The sequence below is a fragment of the Microbacterium sp. PRC9 genome (assembly GCF_031844125.1).
GTDB lineage: Bacteria > Actinomycetota > Actinomycetes > Actinomycetales > Microbacteriaceae > Microbacterium.
In genome coordinates this window covers 647,427-663,553 of the sequence record NZ_JAUZUR010000001.1, presented here as the reverse complement: position 1 = coordinate 663,553, position 16,127 = coordinate 647,427, and the positions used below count along the sequence as shown (strand labels likewise).

Below are 16,127 nucleotides of genomic sequence, written 5' to 3'. Positions count from 1 at the left end.
CGCGAACCCGGAGGAGCCGATGCAGGACCCGTTGCTGGAGCCCGTCGAGGAGAACGCGTACCGGATGCTCGTCGGGCTCGCCGGTGCGCGGGTCGAGCAGCTGGCCGAGGTCGCGGGGCTCGCCCCGGGGGTCGCCGGCGACGTGCTGCTGCGGCTGGAGGCCAAGGGGCTCGTCGTGCGGCAGGGCAAGGACCCCGTCTTCCGCCCGCAGCCGCCCGACGTCGCGCTGGGCACTGCGCTGCTGCGGCGCCAGGAGTCGCTGGAGGGGGACCGCCAGCTCGTCGCGGCGCTCAATGAGGAGTTCCGCGCCGTTGCCCGGCGTCGTGACGCCGACCACGTGGTCGAGGTCGTGATCGGCGCCGGCGCGCTGCGCGAGCGGCTGCGCGACTTGCAGCAGGGCGCCCGCGAGGAGATCCTCTGGTTCTGCCGCGCCAACCCGCTCGCGATGCAGGGCACCGACAACACCGAGGAGCGCGACGCGCTCGCCCGCGGCGTCCGCTACCGCGCGATCTACGAGCGTGCCCTGCTGGAAGGACCGGGCGAGCTCGACAGCGTGCGCGAAGGCATCTCGTGGGGTGAGGAGGCCCGCGTCGCCCCGGCGCTGCCAGTGCGGCTCGCGATCGTCGACCGGCGCATCGCCATCTGCCCGCTGACCCACGACCGGGAGCGGGAGCTCGGGCAGCCCAGCGCCGCGATCATCGGCGGCGGCCAGTTTCTCGACGCGCTCATCGACCTGTTCGAGGGGCACTGGGAGCGGGCGAGTCCACTGCCGGTGTCGGGGCTGCTCGACGAGCCGGACGCGGATGTGCCGCGAGACGGCATCGGCGACGCCGAGCGCCTGCTGCTGTCGCTCGTGGTCGCCGGCCTCCCCGACAAGTCGATCGCGAGCCAGCTGGGCGTCAGCCGGCGCACCGTCCAGCGGCGGCTCGACCGGCTGATGTCCCTCGCCGGCGTCGACACCCGCACCGCGCTCGCCTATCAGGCGGCGCGGCGCGGGTGGCTCTGACCGTCTTCGACCTCGGCTCAGCGGCGGGCGTAGGCGCGCACCACCTCCTGTGTCACCGACGCCGAGCCGTCCGTGGCGGTCACCCGCAGCGTGACGGGCGCCGTGCCGGCCGGTACCTGCGCCGAGAACCCGTGCTTGTCCTTCTTCACCGGAAGGTTCTTCCACGTTGCGCCGTCGTCGAACGACACCTCAGCCGTCAGCGTCGCGCCCGAGCGCACCTTCCCGCCCTGGTCGGTCACCTGCAGGCCGAGCCGGTGCGGTCGCTTGGTGGCGTGCCCGTCGTCGTCGGTCGGCGCGTCGTAGGCGATCTGCAACAGCGGCAGCTCGGCCGTCGTGCCCGCCGCGGGACGGGCGGATGGGAACGTCCACGCGGTCGACGAGCGGATGGCCCGCTGCCACTCGGCGTCGTCACGCGAGACATCGAGCTCGAGACGGTACGTGCCCTCGCCGGCGGGGACGTCGACGCCCTGCCGCGCGTTCGGGAGCTCGGCCAGCAGCTCGCCGTCGCGGTAGACCCGCGCGGCCGACGTGACATCGCCGACCGTCGCGTGGCCCTCGGCGTCGAGGAGATCGGCGACCCGCAGGGTCAGGCGGTCACCCGTCCGTGTCGAGGGCGCGCCCGCGACCGCACCCGGCCGCACCACCGGATCGAACCAGCGCTCGGCCGACCGCCCGACGTCGTAGCTGCGCACCGGGCCGGTCATGCCGCCCGAGACGCGGCCGAACCAGTTCTGCCACGTGTGCAGCACGCGGTGTTGCCACAGCGAGTCGCCGGCCGAGACCCACTCCTCGCGCACCTCGCCGGTGGCCACGGTGCGCTGCGCGTCGTTCCAGGCGTACTCCATCCAGGGACGCCAGCCGAAGCGCTGCTCGCGTGCGAAGGGCAGCCCGCCGCTCTCGACGTAGGTCGTGGTCACGCGGTGGCTGTTCTCTGCCGTCACCGTGTGCTCGACCACATCGGGGATCTCACCGGGGGACACGTGGATCACGTCGTACAGGTAGGGGCTGATGCGGCTCGCCTCCAGCGTGATCCGCTGCTTGCCCGGCCCCTGCGCGTGGCGGATGAGCGCGGCGCCGTCCTCGGCGGTGGTGACGACCACGGGAATCGGGGTCGCATCCATGCCCGGATCGAACACCGTGAAGATGCTGTTCGTCGGGGGCCGCACGAGGATCACGGCCTTCGCGCCGGCGTCGGCAGCCGCCTGGATCTGGCCGTCTTCGAGGCCCTGGTCCGGGGCATCCACCACCGCCACCTTGCCACGCACGCCGGCGAGGTCCGCGCCCGGGGCGACGAGCTCGGCGCGCAGCGGCTTGGACAGCACCGCGGAGTTGCCGAGCAGAGCCGTCTCCGGCTGCAGCCCGGTGCCCGGCACCGTCACGATCGCTGACGGCCGCACCAGCTGCCAGCGCGAGGTGAACTCGAACTCCCCCTCGCGCACCGGGTCCGTGGGCGTCACCCACGGCATCGTCCGCGAGAACGACATGACCCCGTGCTGGATGTCTCGGCCGTTGGGGAAGGTGCGGTACGTGTACCAGCTGATCACGGACTGCTGCTCCGCCGGTTCGGGCGTCGTGACGGTGATGGGCACGGCGCGGCGGGCGTCGAGCACGATCTCCACGTCGGAGGTGACGTCGATGTCGGGCAGGATGATCGTGCCGGTGCGCTCGGCCTGAGCGTTGGAGTAGTCCTCGATGATCGCCTGCGCGATGTACGTGCCCTCCTCCACCTCCACGGTGCCGTCCTCGCCGATCTCGAGGTACCCGAGGATCTCGGTCCCGGGCTGGTCGCCGATGAGTGACAGCGACGGCACGAACGTGGCGCCGCCGTCGAAGCCGACGGCACGGATCGTCACGGTGTGACTGGGGCCGCGCCGCACGGCGCCGATGGCGGTGTGCACCAGGATGCCGTCGGCCCCGGTGGCGGTGAGCGCGCCGCTCCACCGGCCACGACCGACAGAGGCAGGGTCGAGCGTCACGACGACATCGGCGGTGCCCTGCGCGGGGACGGTCACCTGCTCGGGGGCCGAGAACGCGGCCGTGACGGCGCCGTTGTCGTCGAGGTTCTCCGCCTCGACCGCGAGGTCGAGCGTGACCGCCTCCGCGCCCTCGTTGTGGAAGCTCACGGTGCGCTCCTGCGCCTCGCTCTCGTCGTCGGTCACGAGCGCGAAGTCGGCGATGCCGGTGGCGGTGACCGGCTGGCCGACGGCGCGGGCGACGTCAACGCGGCCGCCGCCCTGCGCGTACACGCCGAGCTCGGGATTCGGGCTCGCGGTGCTGATCAGCGCGTCCTTGAGGCGCTGACCCGACCAGTCCGGGTTCTGCTGCGCGAGGAGCGCGGCAGCACCGGCGACGTGCGGCGTCGCCATCGAGGTGCCGTTGGCCGCGGTGTACAGCGCGTCGACCGGCGAGCCCATCGACGTGCCGGCCGCGCGCGCGGCGACGATCCCAACGCCGGGCGCGCTGATCTCGGGCTTGAGGGCGCTGTCGATCGTGCGCGGTCCCCGGCTGGAGAACTCCGCCAGTGCGTCTTCGCGGTCGACCGCCGCGACCGACAGCGCGGAGTTCGCCGTGCTGGGGGTCGAGACCGCGCCGTCCAGGCCGTCGTTGCCGGCCGCGACCACGAAGAGTGCGTCGGTCTGGGCCGAGAGCGCGTCCAGCGCCAGGCTCAGCGGGTCGGTGCCGTCGGTGGGGCCGCCGCCGAGGCTCATGTTGACGATGTCGGCGTTCTCGGCCGCCCACTCCATTCCCGCGATGATCCACGAGTCGTACCCCGACCCGCTGTCGTCGAGCACCTTGCCGATGATGAGGTCGGCCTCGGGGGCGACGCCAGGCCGCGTGCCGCCGGCACCTGCACCCGTGCCCGCGATCGTGGCCGCCACATGGGTGCCGTGGCCGACGCGGTCCGCGGTGCCCGACTCGCTGCCGGTGAAGTCGACGATCTCATCGAGCTGTCCGGTGAGGTCGGGGTGCTCGGCGTCCACGCCGGTGTCGAGCACCGCTACCGTGACACCGGTGCCGCGGTAGCCGGCATCCCACGCCGCAGGCGCGCCGATCTGCGGCACGCTGCGGTCCAGCGAAGCGCTCGCGCGCCCGTCGAGCCAGACCCGCTGGATGCCCCCGGCCATGCGCTGCTCGGCGCTGTGGCCGGGCATCTCGGCGACGGCGGCGCCCGGTGTGAGGGCATCCCAGACGGCGCCGAGCTCGTCGGCGTCGGCGGACAGCGCCGCTCCGTCGATGCTGGGCAGTGTGCGGACCTGTTCTGCGCCGGCGACCTCCATCGATGCGGCGCGCGTGCCGGGAGACCACGAGACGATGAGCGGCAGCGCGTCGAGGTCGGCGTAGCCGTCCTCGAGGAGGCTGCTCACCTCGAACAGGCGCTCGTCGACGAGACCGGAAGCGACGAAGGGAACCGCGTCACTGGGCAGCACCTTCAGCACGCCGTCGACCTGGAGGGTCTGGAAGGTGACCCGCTCGCGACCGGGACCGGGTGTCACCGTGGCGGCGTACCGGCCGCCGCCGGCATCGGTGACCTCGACGCGGTCGCCGGTGAGGAGCGTGACGGCGCGTGTGTCGCCGACCGGCGCGGTCGGCAGCGGGTTCGGGTTCGGGGAGGAGGGCTCCGCGCCGGAGGCGGCGGGAGCGACGAGGCCGGCGACGAGCGCGGTCGCCGACGCGATGGCCAGGACGGCCGGGACCAGAGCGCGATGTGGGGGACGCATGTGTCCGAGTCTGATGCGCAGACGCCGCGTGCGACCCCGCGCGGCCTGCCCAGAGTGCGACATGGCGCAACCGCGCCACGGCCTGCGCCGGCCCGCTCCGCCGTGGGCAGAGCCGCCGGGAGCGGAAACGGATGCTGCGCCCTCGGCGGGCGCGCAGGCTGGGGGCATGGCTGAAGACATCCGGGTTCCCCACTTCGGGACCGAGGCGCGACGCGAGCTGTTCCACCAGCGCGTGCTCGTGCTCGACGGCCCGCTCGACGACGACAACGGCACCCTGATCGCGACGCAGCTGCTGGCGCTCGCGGCTGAGGACGAGGCATCCGATATCGCCCTCTGGATCCACTCACCCGGCGGATCGGTGCCCTCGATGCTCGCGATCCGCGACGTCATGAACCTCATCCCCAACGACGTCGCGACTCTCGCGCTCGGCCTCGCGTGCAGTGCGGGGCAGTTCCTGCTGTCGGCGGGAGCGCGGGGCAAGCGCCGCGCGCTGCCGCACGCGCGCATCCTCATGCACCAGGGCTCGGCGGGTATCGGCGGGTCGGCCGTCGAGGTCGAGGTGCAGGCCGACGACCTGCGCCACATGCGCGACACCGTGCTCGGCCTCATCGCGGCAGACACCGGACAGAGCGTCGAGCGCATCTTCGAGGACTCGCTGCACGACCGCTGGTACACCGCCGCCGAGGCGCGGGACTACGGCTTCATCGACGGGATCGTCGATTCGTTCGCACAGGTGGTGCCCCGGCGGCGACGGCCCGCAGGACTCGGACTCGGGCCAGCGGAGGTGGCGGCATGAGCTCGTACACGATCCCCAACGTGGTTGCGCAGCATCCGCGCGGCGATCGCATCATGGACGTGTACTCGCACCTGCTCGCCGAGCGCGTCGTGTACCTCGGCACCGGCATCGACGCGGGCGTGGCGAACGCGCTCATCGCGCAGCTGCTGCACCTCGACGCCGACAGTCCTGACCGCGACATCCAGCTCTACATCAACTGCGAGGGCGGCGATCCCTCGGCGATGCTCGCGGTGTACGACACGATGCAGCACGTCCGACCCGACGTCGCAACGACCGTCGTGGGACAGGCGATCGGCGTCGGCGCCGTGATGCTCGCCGCCGGCGCGGCGGGGAAGCGCTCGGTGCTGCCGCACGCGCGCATCGTGCTGCATCAGCCGGCGGGCCAGGGGAGGGGCGCGATCCCCGACCTGATCCTGCAGGCCGACGAGCTCGTGCGCGTCCGCGGCGAGGTGGAGGAGATCCTCGCGAGGCATACGGGGCAGGATGCTGCGAAGCTGCGTGCCGACACCGACCGCGACCGCGTCTTCACCGCCGCCGACGCGGTCGTCTACGGCCTCGCCGACGCCGTCCTTGCACGGGCAGCGGCCCCCGTTCGCTGAGCGGAGGTCGCTCTGGCGCCCGGGATCAGCGGTCGAGGAGCGGGCCGGGCCAGGTCTTGCCCTCCCACGGGTCGTAGTCGGCGAGAAGCTCCTCCTGGGGCGGCCGGTCGGCCTCGGGCACGTGCTGGAGATTGACGCGAACGCGATACCAGAGCGAGCTCGAGCCGCGCATGCCGTCGATGAGCACGTCGGCGGGATGCAGCTGCTCCACCACGGCCGGGTGCGTGCTCTTCCACGCGTCGAGGGCCTGGACCGCCTCGGGCTTGGTCTTCGTCCGCGCGATCTCGATGAGCGGCATCGTCGACTGCCGCCGGCCCGATCCGTCGCCGCCGCGCGGCGGCTTCTCGGCTGGTCCGAGTTCCTCGGCCAGCCGGAGCAGCCCATCGAGGGTGCCGACCGCGTCGTCGATGCCGACGTGGGGGTCGCCGATCTGGGCGTAGCGGCCGGGCACGGTGAGCACCGTGAACTCGGCCGGACGCCGCTCGCGCACCTCGTCCCAGTCGAGCGGGGTGGAGACGCGTGCGTCGGGCAGCGGGCGGATCGAGTACGCGGATGCCACGGTGCGGTCTTTCGCGTTCTGGTTGAAGTCGACGAACACGCTCTCGCCGCGCTCCTCCTTCCACCATCGGGCGGTCGCGAGTCCGGGTGCGCGGTTCTCGACCTCGCGGGCGAGGGTCTCGGCGGCCAGGCGCACCTGCTTGTAGTCCCAGTGCGCAGCGATGCGGACGAGGATGTGCATGCCGCGCGAGCCGCTGGTCTTCGGCCAGCCGACGAGTCCGACGTCATCCAGCACCTCGCGGGCGACGAAGGCGACGTCGACGATCTGCGACCAGTCGACACCCGGCATCGGGTCGAGGTCGATGCGCAGCTCGTCGGGGTGGTCGAGGTCTTCGGCGCGGACGGGATGCGGGTTCAGGTCGAGACACCCGAGGTTGACGACCCACGCGAGGCCCGCAGCATCCCGGATCACCGCCTCTTCGGCAGACGTCCCGCGCGCGTACTGCAGAGTCGCCGTGTCGATGAACTCGGGGTGGTTCTCGGGGACGCGCTTCTGGAAGAACGGCTCCTGGTCGATGCCCCGCGGGAACCGCTTGAGCACCATGGGGCGGCCGCCCGCGCCGCGGAGCGCGCCGTCGGCGACCGCGAGGTAGTAGCGGACGACGTCGAGCTTGGTGATCCCCGGCTCGGGGAACACGATCTTCGTCGGGCTCGAGATGCGCACCTCGTGCCCGTCGATCTCGAGGATCTCGGCTTCCGACTTCGCGGGCGTCACTCGGCCAGGCTAGCGACGGCCCAGGACATCGACCAGAGGAGAGAAGTCACGCGGCGAGGGAGTAGGTGGCGCGGCATCCGACCGCCGCCCGCTCGGTCGCGCGCGAGCGGAGGTCGTCGACGACGCCCGCGGTCAGCTCGATCAGCGTCACCTCGAGGGCACCGGCGACGGCGGCGATCATCTCGCTCGACGGCTCCTTGAGGCCTCGCTCCATCTCGGACAGGTACTGCGGTGAGACCCCGGCGCGGTCAGCCGTGTCGGCGAGGCGCTCGCCGCGTTCATGGCGCAGAGTCCGCAAGCGCTCGCCCAGCGCGTCGCGCCAGAGCGGCTCGGGCTCGCGGGACGGACGCGGTGCCTTCGTCGGCAGCGGGATGATCTCGGCCATGCGCTCACGATAGAGCGCGAGCGCACCTGAAGCCGAGACGGTTCCGCTCTGAGCAGAATGCGATCGCCCCTCGACGGAGTGCTGTGCACGTTGTGCGCGTCGGGTGGCCGGATGTGCGTGATGCACGAAACGCCGATGGCTGAGGGCGGTGAATTGGGCGCTTTGCTCAACCTGGGAGAGCTCTGTTGATCTTTGAGGAGTTCGCGCATAGCGTGCCGCCGTACCCCTCGCTGTTCCCACACACACGAGAAGGCAGGCTCCCCCTTGTTGCGACGTTCCCTGGCGGTGGTCGGCGCGCTTGCGCTGGCGATTGCAACCCCCACTGCGGCGATGGCCGCCGCGCCCGACCACGACCCGTCGTCGCGCTTCGAGAAATCAGACACGAAAGGTCCGGTCGGCACGACCGCGCGTCCCCTGAGCGTCGGCGCCGATGGACGGGTCACCGTCATCGTCGAGATGGCCGGCGATCCGGTCGCCGTCGCCCAGGCGAAGAAGGGCAGCGATCTCAGTGCCGCCGAGCGCAAGGCCATCAAGGGCTCTCTGAAGAAGAACCAGGACGCCATCGTCGGCACGATCAAGGCGAAGGACGGCCGGATCGAGGCGACGATGCAGTCGGCCTACAACGGCATCCAGATGAACATCCCCGCCGACCAGGTCGACGCCGTGGCGGCTCTGCCCAACGTGGTCGCGGTCCACGCGGTGAAGACGTACACGCTCGACAACGCCGTGTCGGTGCCCTTCCTCGGGGTTCCGCAGGTGTGGGAGAACACCGGATTCACGGGCGAGAACATCAAGGTGGCGGTGATCGACACCGGCATCGACTACACGCACGCGAACTTCGGCGGCGTCGGCACGCCCGAGGCGTACACCGCCGCGAACGCGGCAGAGGCGCAGCCGGCCGACCCGGCGCAATTCGGCCCTAACGCGCCACGCGTGAAGGGCGGCTGGGACTTCGTCGGCGACGCGTACAACGCCGACTCCGCGTCGGAGGACTACGACCCTGTCCCGAAGCCCGACGCCAACCCGCTCGACTGCAACGGCCACGGCAGCCACGTCGCCGGCACCACCGCGGGCAGCGGCGTCACCGCCGCCGGAGACACCTACGAGGGGCCGTACGACGAGTCGACGGCGTCGGCCGAGTGGACGATCGGCCCGGGCGTCGCGCCGCAGGCCGACCTCTACGCGCTCCGCGTGTTCGGCTGCGGCGGCTCGACCGACGTGGTCGTGCCGGCCATCGACTGGGCCGTCGACAACGGCATGGACGTCATCAACATGTCGCTGGGCTCGCCCTTCGGCCGCGGTGACGACCCCGACGAGGTCGCCGCGGCGAACGCGATCGGCGCCGGTGTCGTCGTCGTGAAGTCCGCGGGCAACGAGGGCCCGAGCCCCTACCTCGCCGGCAACGGCGACGGCGTGGTCTCGGTCTCGGCCGTCGACAGCACGGCGACCTTCCCGGGTGCGCTGATCACCGTCGACGGCGTCCAGGTGCCGGCCATCAACGCGAACGGCGCGGTCCTGACCGGGCTTCCCGCGATGACGGTCAAGCGCCTCGTCGACAACCCCGCCACGGCGAACGAGAACGAGGCGCTCGGCTGCTCGGTCGCGGCGTACAACTTCAACGGGGTCACGGTCGGCGGCAACCAGCTCGCGGTGTCGACCCGCGGTGTCTGCGCCCGCGTCGCGAAGGCGATCTTCGCGCAGCAGGCCGGCGCAGCGGCTGCCGTCATGGTCAACACCTCGAACGACTACCCGCCGTTCGAGGGCGAGATCACCGAGAACCCCGACAACGGCGACGACTACACGGTCACCATCCCGTTCCTCGGCGTCCGCTCGTCCGACGGCGCGACCTTCGTCACGAACAAGCCGGCGACCGTCGCGCCCGCCCCGCTCGACAACCCCGGATTCCGCGGCTACGCGTCGTTCAGCTCGAGCGGACCCCGCAGCGGTGACAGCGCCCTGGGCGTGGATGTCGCGGCACCGGGTGTCTCGATCGTCTCGACCGGCGTGGGCACCGGCAACGGCCCGGCGACCATCTCGGGAACGTCGATGGCCGCGCCGCACGTGGCAGGTGTCGCGGCGCTCGCCGTCGAGGCGCACCCGGCCTGGACGGCAGCGGAGGTCGCGTCGGTGCTCGTGTCGACCGCCGACCCCGACAAGGTCGTGGGCCAGAACCTGGTCCGCGGCGGCGTCGGCCTGGTCGACGCCGCGCAGGCGGTGTCGCAGCAGGTCACCGCGACGGGCGACTCGTTCCGGACGGACGACGGCAAGCTGCGCGAGACCGCGCTCAGCTTCGGCTTCCAGGAGACCGCCAAGACCTTCCAGGGCAAGAAGACGGTGACGCTGACGAACCACGGCAGCGAGCCGGTGACGTACAGCGTCAGCACGGAGGCATCCGCCCAGTCGGAGGCCGCGACGGTCACGGCGGGCCCGGCTCAGGTCACGGTGAAGCCCGGTCGCTCCGAGAAGATCACCGTCGATCTCACCGCTCCGGCAACGGCGGTGGGCAGTTCCGGTGCGGGCGGGTTCGCCTTCTCCGAGTTCTCAGGCGACGTCGTGCTGACGTCGGCGAGCGACACGCTGCGGGTCCCGTACCTGCTGGTGCCGCGCGCCACGACTGATGTGTCGGCGTCGGGCGATCTCAAGGTGACGAAGAAGAACACTCCGGTCGACGGCGACGTCTCGCTCACCCTGAAGAACAACCGGGGCGCCTTCGCGGGCGACGCGGACTTCTACACGTGGGGCCTCGAAGACAAGAAGGACGCGCCCAAGTCGTTCACCGACACGGGCTACGACCTCAGGGCCGCCGGCGTGCAGTCGTTCCCCTGGGACGACAGCGGCGACCAGCTGCTCGTCTTCGCCGTGAACACGCACAACCGCTGGTCCAACGCGGCGGCGAACGAGTTCGACGTCGTCATCGACACGAACGGCGACGGCGAGCCCGACTGGATCGTGTTCTCGGCCGACGGTGGCCTCGTGACCGCAGGAGACGCCAACGGCATCTCGCAGGTGTTCGAGTACGAGATCGCGACGGGTGAGGTGTTCGCGGCCGGGTTCAACGCCGCGGCCCCCACCGACAGCAGCACGATCCTGCTGCCCGTGCTCGCGAGCGACCTCGGCATCACGTCGGGAGCGTTCAGCTACACCGTGGAGAGCTTCTCGTCGGTCAATGACGGCTCGGACGCGATCGACGGCATGGCGACCTACGACCCGTGGGCGCCCGCGTTGACGAACGGGCAGTTCGAGTCGGTCGCCGTCGGCGGCACCGTCGACGTGCCGGTCACCGTGAACGCCGCCGCCTTCAGTGCGCAGAAGCCGCTCGGTGTCATGGTCGTCGTGATGGACAATGCGGCGGGACCGGGCGAAGCGCTTCTGGTGAAGGCCAAGTAAGCCGCGCGACACGAGGTGGCGTCCCGTCGCAGGGCGGGGCGCCACCTCGTCGCGTGAACCGGGAACGGATGCTGCCGCCCAGGCGCGCAGCATCCGTTTCCGGTTCAGCGGGTGCAGAGTTTGGGTGAGTCTGTCGTGCCGAACCGGTAGTCGTAGGTCGTGCCGTCGACCTCGACAACGACCCGCATGCCGTCGACGATCGCCTGCGTGTAGGAGACGCCCGGGGACGGGCAGCCGAGGGCGCCGTTGTTCCACGTGACGGCGTGGGCCGAGACGAGCTCGGGTGTCCCGGTGACGCCGCGCTCGGCGAGGTCGGCGACGATCGCGTCCCAGCGCGCGGCCGGCACCGCGACGGGTTCTCCTGTCGGTGCGATCGGGCCGCGGGTGGTCGCCTGGAAGGGCGTGCGCGTCGGTGTCGGCTGGGAGGGGGCCGGCTCGAACGGCGTGGGCTCGGTCATGGGGGCTCCTCCGCATCCGGTGAGGCAGACGAGCAGCAGCGCCCCCGCGCCGAAGGCCGTACGACGTCTGGCCATGCCACTCCTCGAATCGGCTTCAGCCTAGGCGTGACGCCGGCGGAACAGAACGGCCGCCCGGAGAACCGGGCGGCCGTTCGAAAGCGAAGCGCGGGGCGTCAGTTGCTGCCGCGCGCGATCGCGAGGATGCGCAGGATCTCGAGGTACAGCCAGACGACGGTCACCATGATGCCGAACGCGCCGAGCCAGCCGAACTGACGGGGAGCGCCGTTGCGCACGCCCTGCTGGATGCTGTCGAAGTCGAGCACGAGCGAGTACGCCGCCATGATGACGACGAGCACTCCGATGATGACGCCGAGCGGGATCCCCATGAACTTCTCGCTCAGCAGGCCGAACGCGCCACCGGCGATCGGGACGTTGAAGAGCATCAGGCCGATGTTGATCAGCGAGAACACCAGGTAGCCGATCATCGCGATCATGAAGACCTTGGTGGCCCGCTTCGACGCGCGGATCTTGCCGCTCGCGAACAGCGCGAGGGTGACGCCGACGACGGCGAAGGTGGCGAGGGTCGCCTGCACGACGATGCCGGGCCACAGGAACTCGAAGAAGGCCGAGATCGCGCCGACGAAGAGACCCTCGAACGCGGCGTAGCCGAAGATCAGCGCCGGGCGGATCTTCTTGCGCGACGTGAAGATCACCACGAGCGACAGCACGAAGCCGCCGAGCGCACCGATCATCCAGGGGAGGATCGACGGGTTCGGGTTGGCCGGCGTGACGCCCGCCATCGTCCACACCCAGCCGACGGCCGCGGTGACGAGGAGGATGGCGAAGAGGCCGACGGTCTTCCAGATGGTGTCTTCGTACGACATGCGGCCGGTCTCGACGGCACCTGCGGACGGTGCCGCGTACATGCCTTCGAGCTGCGCCTGGGCCGCAGCATCCGTTCCGGCACGCTGCGCCGTCGCGAACTGCGTCTGCCCGCCCAGGTTCGCCGCCTGCGAACCGCCGGGGTAGGTCTGAACGGCCTTCGGGTCCTGGAAGGCCGGGTTGTTGAACGCGGGGTTGTTGAGGGCCACTGCTCTCACACTCCAATGTCAAGGGAATCCCAGCACGATGCTGTTGATCAACACTATCCGACGGGCCGTGACCGGGCACGGGTTCGTGCTGTGAGAGGACTATGAACGGCTGGCGCGCCCCCGGTCCCTCGGGCGCTCGTGGTTACGCTGAAGCGGTGCCCCGTCGTCATCCCCTCGTGATCGGACACCGCGGTGCGCCGGGCTATCGGCCCGAGCACTCGCGCTCGTCGTACGCGCTGGCCTTCGAGATGGGCGTCGACGCGGTCGAACCGGATGTCGTGGTGTCGAAGGACGGCGTGCTCGTCGTGCGCCACGAGAACGAGATCTCGGGGACGACCGACGTGGCGACCCGCCCCGAGTTCGCCGACCGTCACGCGACGAAGTACGTGGACGGCGCCGAGCTGACCGGCTGGTTCACCGAGGACTTCACGTGGGACGAGCTGTCGACCCTGCGCTGCCGCGAACGGATCTCGGACGTGCGGCCCACGAGCGCGAGCTTCGACGACGAGCAGCCGGTGCTGCGGCTGCGCGACGTGCTCGACGCGGCGCGCGACGCCTCGCTCGAGTTCGGCCGCGAGATCGGCGTCGTGCTCGAGATCAAGCACGCGACGTACTTCGCGTCGATCGGGTGGGATGTCGCCGCGCTCGTCGACGCCGAGCTCCGCGAGGCGGGCTGGGCGTCGGGCGAGCTGCCGCTCACCATCGAGTCGTTCGAGTCGACGGTGCTGTTCGCGCTCCAGGAACGCGGCATCCGCGGGTCCTACGTGTATCTGCTGGAAGACGCGGGGCGCCCGTTCGACCTGTTCAGCGCACACGGCAAGGCGTCGTTGACGTACCGGCAGACCGCCGCGCCCGAGGGGCTCGACGGGCTCGCCGGGCGCGTGGACGGGATCAGCGTCGACAAGCGCGCCATCCTCCGCCCCGACCGGCTCGGTCGCACCGCCGGCCCGTCGCGCGTCGTCGCCGACGCGCACGACCGCGGGCTGCGCGTGTTCACGTGGACGTGCCGTCCCGAGAACCGGTTCCTGATCGGACAGTTCCGCACGCGCGGCGGCCCGGCCGCGTTCGGCGACTGGGAGTCCGAGTGGGCGGTCATCCGCGAGGCCGGCGTCGACGGCGTCTTCGTCGACCACCCCGACCTCGGCGTGGAGTTCTTCCGCGCCTGAACTCGTCGCCGGTTCAGGTGGAGCGTGTCTTGACACTCGAAGTCTCTTCAAGGCGTGGCGGGCCGGCGCCGGGTCGCTAGGGTGGGGCGCGTGAGCATGCCGAGTCCGGCCCCTCAGGCCCCCGGAATCCCCGCCGAGCCCGGCATCGTCGTGCAGGGCGTGCGTCGCGCGTTCGGCGAGGTGCAGGCCGTCCGCAACGTCACGCTGAGGGCTCACGCCGGCCGGGTCACCGGTCTCGTCGGCCCGAACGGCTCGGGCAAGACCACGCTCCTGCTGATGCTCGCGTCCCTGCTGGCGCCCGACGCCGGCTCGATCCGCATCGACGGCGTCGACCCCGTCACCGACCCGCAGGCGGCCCGGGCGCTGCTCGGCTGGATGCCCGACGCGCTCGGCGCCTGGAACTCGCTCACGTCCCGCGAGACGCTGGCGGTCACGGCGAGGCTGTACGGGATGCCGCGGGCCGAGGCATCCGTGCGCGCCGACGCCCTGCTGGGCGAAGTCGGCCTGGTCGACCTCGCCGACGCCCCCGCCCGTGTGCTGTCCCGCGGGCAGAAGCAGCGCCTCGGACTCGCGAGAGCCCTCGTGCACGACCCCCGCGTGCTGCTGCTCGACGAGCCGGCCTCGGGTCTGGACCCGCAGGCCCGCATCGACCTGCGGCTGCTGCTGCGGCGGTTCGCCGCCGAGGGGCGCACCGTGCTGGTGTCGAGCCACATCCTGTCCGAGCTCGAGGAGGTCGTCGACGACGCCGTCTTCCTCATGGCCGGCGTGACCGTCGACCCCGCCCGCGTCGAGGCGGCCTCGCGCCGTGCGCGCCCCTGGCGGGTGCGGCTGGCGGGGGCCGAGGCATCCGTCGCCGTCGAGCAGGTGGCGGGCGCACTGCGGATCCCGGTCGAGAGCCTCGGTGTCGACCGCCGCGACGTCACGGTGTCGTTCGAATCGGAGGACGCCGCGGCCGGGGCGCTGCGCGACCTCGTCGGCGCCGGACTCGACGTGGTGGAGTTCGCGGCGGCGCAGGGCGCACTCGAGCGCACCTTCCTCGACCTCGGTGACGGACGACCGCCCCAAGCCCCACCGCCATCCGAGCCCCCGGCACCGGGCGAGGACGAGAGCGAGGCGACGTCGTGAGCGGTCAGCGACTCGGCACCATCGTCGGCCTCGAGCTGACGCAGCGCACCCGCAGCATCGCCTGGTACGTGCTGCTCGGCGTCTTCGCCGTGCTGCTCGCGATCGTGACCGGGCTGTCGTTCCTCGCGTGGGGGTCGGCGTACCGGCCGGGCGGCGCGATCTACTCCACGATCGTCTACATCACGCTGCTGCTGGTGGTGCTCGTCTCGCCCACGCTGAGCGGCAACGCGATCAACGGCGACCGGGACGCCGCGACCCTCGCACCCGTTCAGGTCACACTGGCGAGCACCCTCGAGATCCTGATCGGCAAGTTCCTCGCCGCCTGGGTCACGGGCCTCGCGTTCGTCGCGGTGTCGGTGCCGTTCCTCGTGCTTGCGACGCTCGGGGGCGGGGGAGCGCCGGCGACGATCACGGTGTCGCTGCTGGTGCTCGTCTTCGAGGTCGGCATCATCTCGGCCATCGGGGTGGCGCTCAGCGGCATCCTGTCGCGTCCGCTGTTCTCGGTCGCGACGACGTACCTCGTGGTCGCGGCGCTCGTCGTCGGCACGCTCATCGCGTTCGCGCTCGTCGGCATGACGATGCGGTCCGAGGTGACGAGCCACTTCCGCTCGATCGAGTACGACCAATACACGGGTGACGGCTACCCGTGTCTGCCCGGCGAGACGCCCAGCGACGAGAATCCCTGTGACGACGACATCGAGGTGCGGTGCGGTGAGTGGGAGACGTCGACGCACGAAGTCCCGCGGTTCGACCAGGTGTGGTGGCTGCTCGCCGCGAATCCGTTCGTGATCCTCGCCGACGCGACGCCGACGCAGTACGACGAGTACGGCAACCCGAACGACCTGTTCGGCCAGATCAAGTTCGGCGTGCGGGCGGCTCAGCAGCCGCCCGAGCTCGAGCAGCGCTGGGACGACTGCACGCCCGGGTCGCAGGGCGACCAGCGCACGCCGGCGGAGGTCGTCGACCAGTCGACGCCGAGCTGGTTCGTCGGCATGACGCTGCAGCTGCTGCTCGCGGCGGGTCTGATGTGGTGGGCGTGGGCGCGGACGCGCACCCCCGCCGGCCGTCTGCCGGCGGGGACGCGCATCGCGTAGGAGCGGGTGTCGGGCCCTCGCTTCGCTG

General features: G+C 71.4%; 12 protein-coding genes. 7 read left to right on the top strand and 5 right to left on the bottom strand.

The window, feature by feature from the left end; translation table 11 throughout:
• Positions 1–19: 19 nt before the first annotated feature.
• The gene (locus Q9R33_RS02845; RefSeq protein ID WP_311292805.1) at positions 20–1,006 is read left to right on the top strand and encodes a helix-turn-helix domain-containing protein; all 987 of its coding nucleotides are present in this window, start codon (positions 20–22) and stop codon (positions 1,004–1,006) included.
• A gap of 17 nt (positions 1,007–1,023) precedes the next feature.
• Here Q9R33_RS02845 and Q9R33_RS02840 read toward each other — a convergent pair whose 3' ends face one another.
• Complete coding sequence (locus tag Q9R33_RS02840; protein ID WP_311292804.1) at positions 1,024–4,725, bottom strand: S8 family serine peptidase; 3,702 nt, start codon at positions 4,723–4,725, stop codon at positions 1,024–1,026.
• A 166-nt stretch (positions 4,726–4,891) separates the two neighbouring features.
• Here Q9R33_RS02840 and Q9R33_RS02835 point away from each other — a divergent pair, with 166 nt between their 5' ends.
• Complete coding sequence (locus tag Q9R33_RS02835; RefSeq protein ID WP_311292803.1) at positions 4,892–5,521, top strand: ATP-dependent Clp protease proteolytic subunit; 630 nt, start codon at positions 4,892–4,894, stop codon at positions 5,519–5,521.
• Positions 5,518–6,120 carry a ClpP family protease gene (locus tag Q9R33_RS02830; RefSeq protein ID WP_056371105.1) on the top strand — a complete coding sequence of 201 codons (603 nt, stop codon included), beginning with the start codon at positions 5,518–5,520 and terminating at the stop codon, positions 6,118–6,120. The genes Q9R33_RS02835 and Q9R33_RS02830 overlap by 4 nt, the downstream gene beginning before the upstream one ends.
• 25 nt (positions 6,121–6,145) lie before the next feature.
• Here the strand turns inward: Q9R33_RS02830 and ligD are convergent, their stop codons facing one another.
• Both ligD and Q9R33_RS02820 read right to left on the bottom strand, forming a co-directional pair.
• Positions 6,146–7,393, bottom strand: a complete 1,248-nt coding sequence (ligD, locus tag Q9R33_RS02825; RefSeq protein WP_311292802.1) for a non-homologous end-joining DNA ligase — start codon at positions 7,391–7,393, stop codon at positions 6,146–6,148.
• 46 nt (positions 7,394–7,439) lie between these two features.
• A complete protein-coding gene (locus Q9R33_RS02820) occupies positions 7,440–7,778 on the bottom strand; it encodes a helix-turn-helix domain-containing protein (protein WP_056371101.1) in 339 nt (112 codons plus the stop codon).
• Between the two features lie 264 nt (positions 7,779–8,042).
• Here Q9R33_RS02820 and Q9R33_RS02815 point away from each other — a divergent pair, with 264 nt between their 5' ends.
• Positions 8,043–11,165, top strand: coding sequence for a S8 family serine peptidase (locus Q9R33_RS02815; protein ID WP_311292801.1), 3,123 nt, complete (start codon positions 8,043–8,045; stop codon positions 11,163–11,165).
• A 104-nt stretch (positions 11,166–11,269) separates the two neighbouring features.
• Here the strand turns inward: Q9R33_RS02815 and Q9R33_RS02810 are convergent, their stop codons facing one another.
• Both Q9R33_RS02810 and Q9R33_RS02805 read right to left on the bottom strand, forming a co-directional pair.
• On the bottom strand, positions 11,270–11,698 hold the full coding sequence (locus tag Q9R33_RS02810; RefSeq protein ID WP_311292800.1) for a hypothetical protein: 429 nt from the start codon (positions 11,696–11,698) through the stop codon (positions 11,270–11,272).
• A 98-nt stretch (positions 11,699–11,796) separates the two neighbouring features.
• On the bottom strand, positions 11,797–12,714 hold the full coding sequence (locus Q9R33_RS02805; protein ID WP_310249038.1) for a Bax inhibitor-1/YccA family protein: 918 nt from the start codon (positions 12,712–12,714) through the stop codon (positions 11,797–11,799).
• Positions 12,715–12,869: 155 nt separating this feature from the next.
• Here Q9R33_RS02805 and Q9R33_RS02800 point away from each other — a divergent pair, with 155 nt between their 5' ends.
• The 3 genes from Q9R33_RS02800 (at position 12,870) to Q9R33_RS02790 (ending at position 16,099) form a co-directional block, all read left to right on the top strand.
• Positions 12,870–13,880, top strand: coding sequence for a glycerophosphodiester phosphodiesterase family protein (locus Q9R33_RS02800; RefSeq protein ID WP_310248938.1), 1,011 nt, complete (start codon positions 12,870–12,872; stop codon positions 13,878–13,880).
• Between the two features lie 96 nt (positions 13,881–13,976).
• A complete protein-coding gene (locus tag Q9R33_RS02795; RefSeq protein WP_311292886.1) occupies positions 13,977–15,005 on the top strand; it encodes an ABC transporter ATP-binding protein in 1,029 nt (342 codons plus the stop codon).
• Entirely contained in the window at positions 15,002–16,099 is a 1,098-nt protein-coding gene (locus Q9R33_RS02790; protein ID WP_310248940.1) for an ABC transporter permease, read from the top strand. The genes Q9R33_RS02795 and Q9R33_RS02790 overlap by 4 nt, the downstream gene beginning before the upstream one ends.
• Positions 16,100–16,127 lie beyond the last annotated feature (28 nt).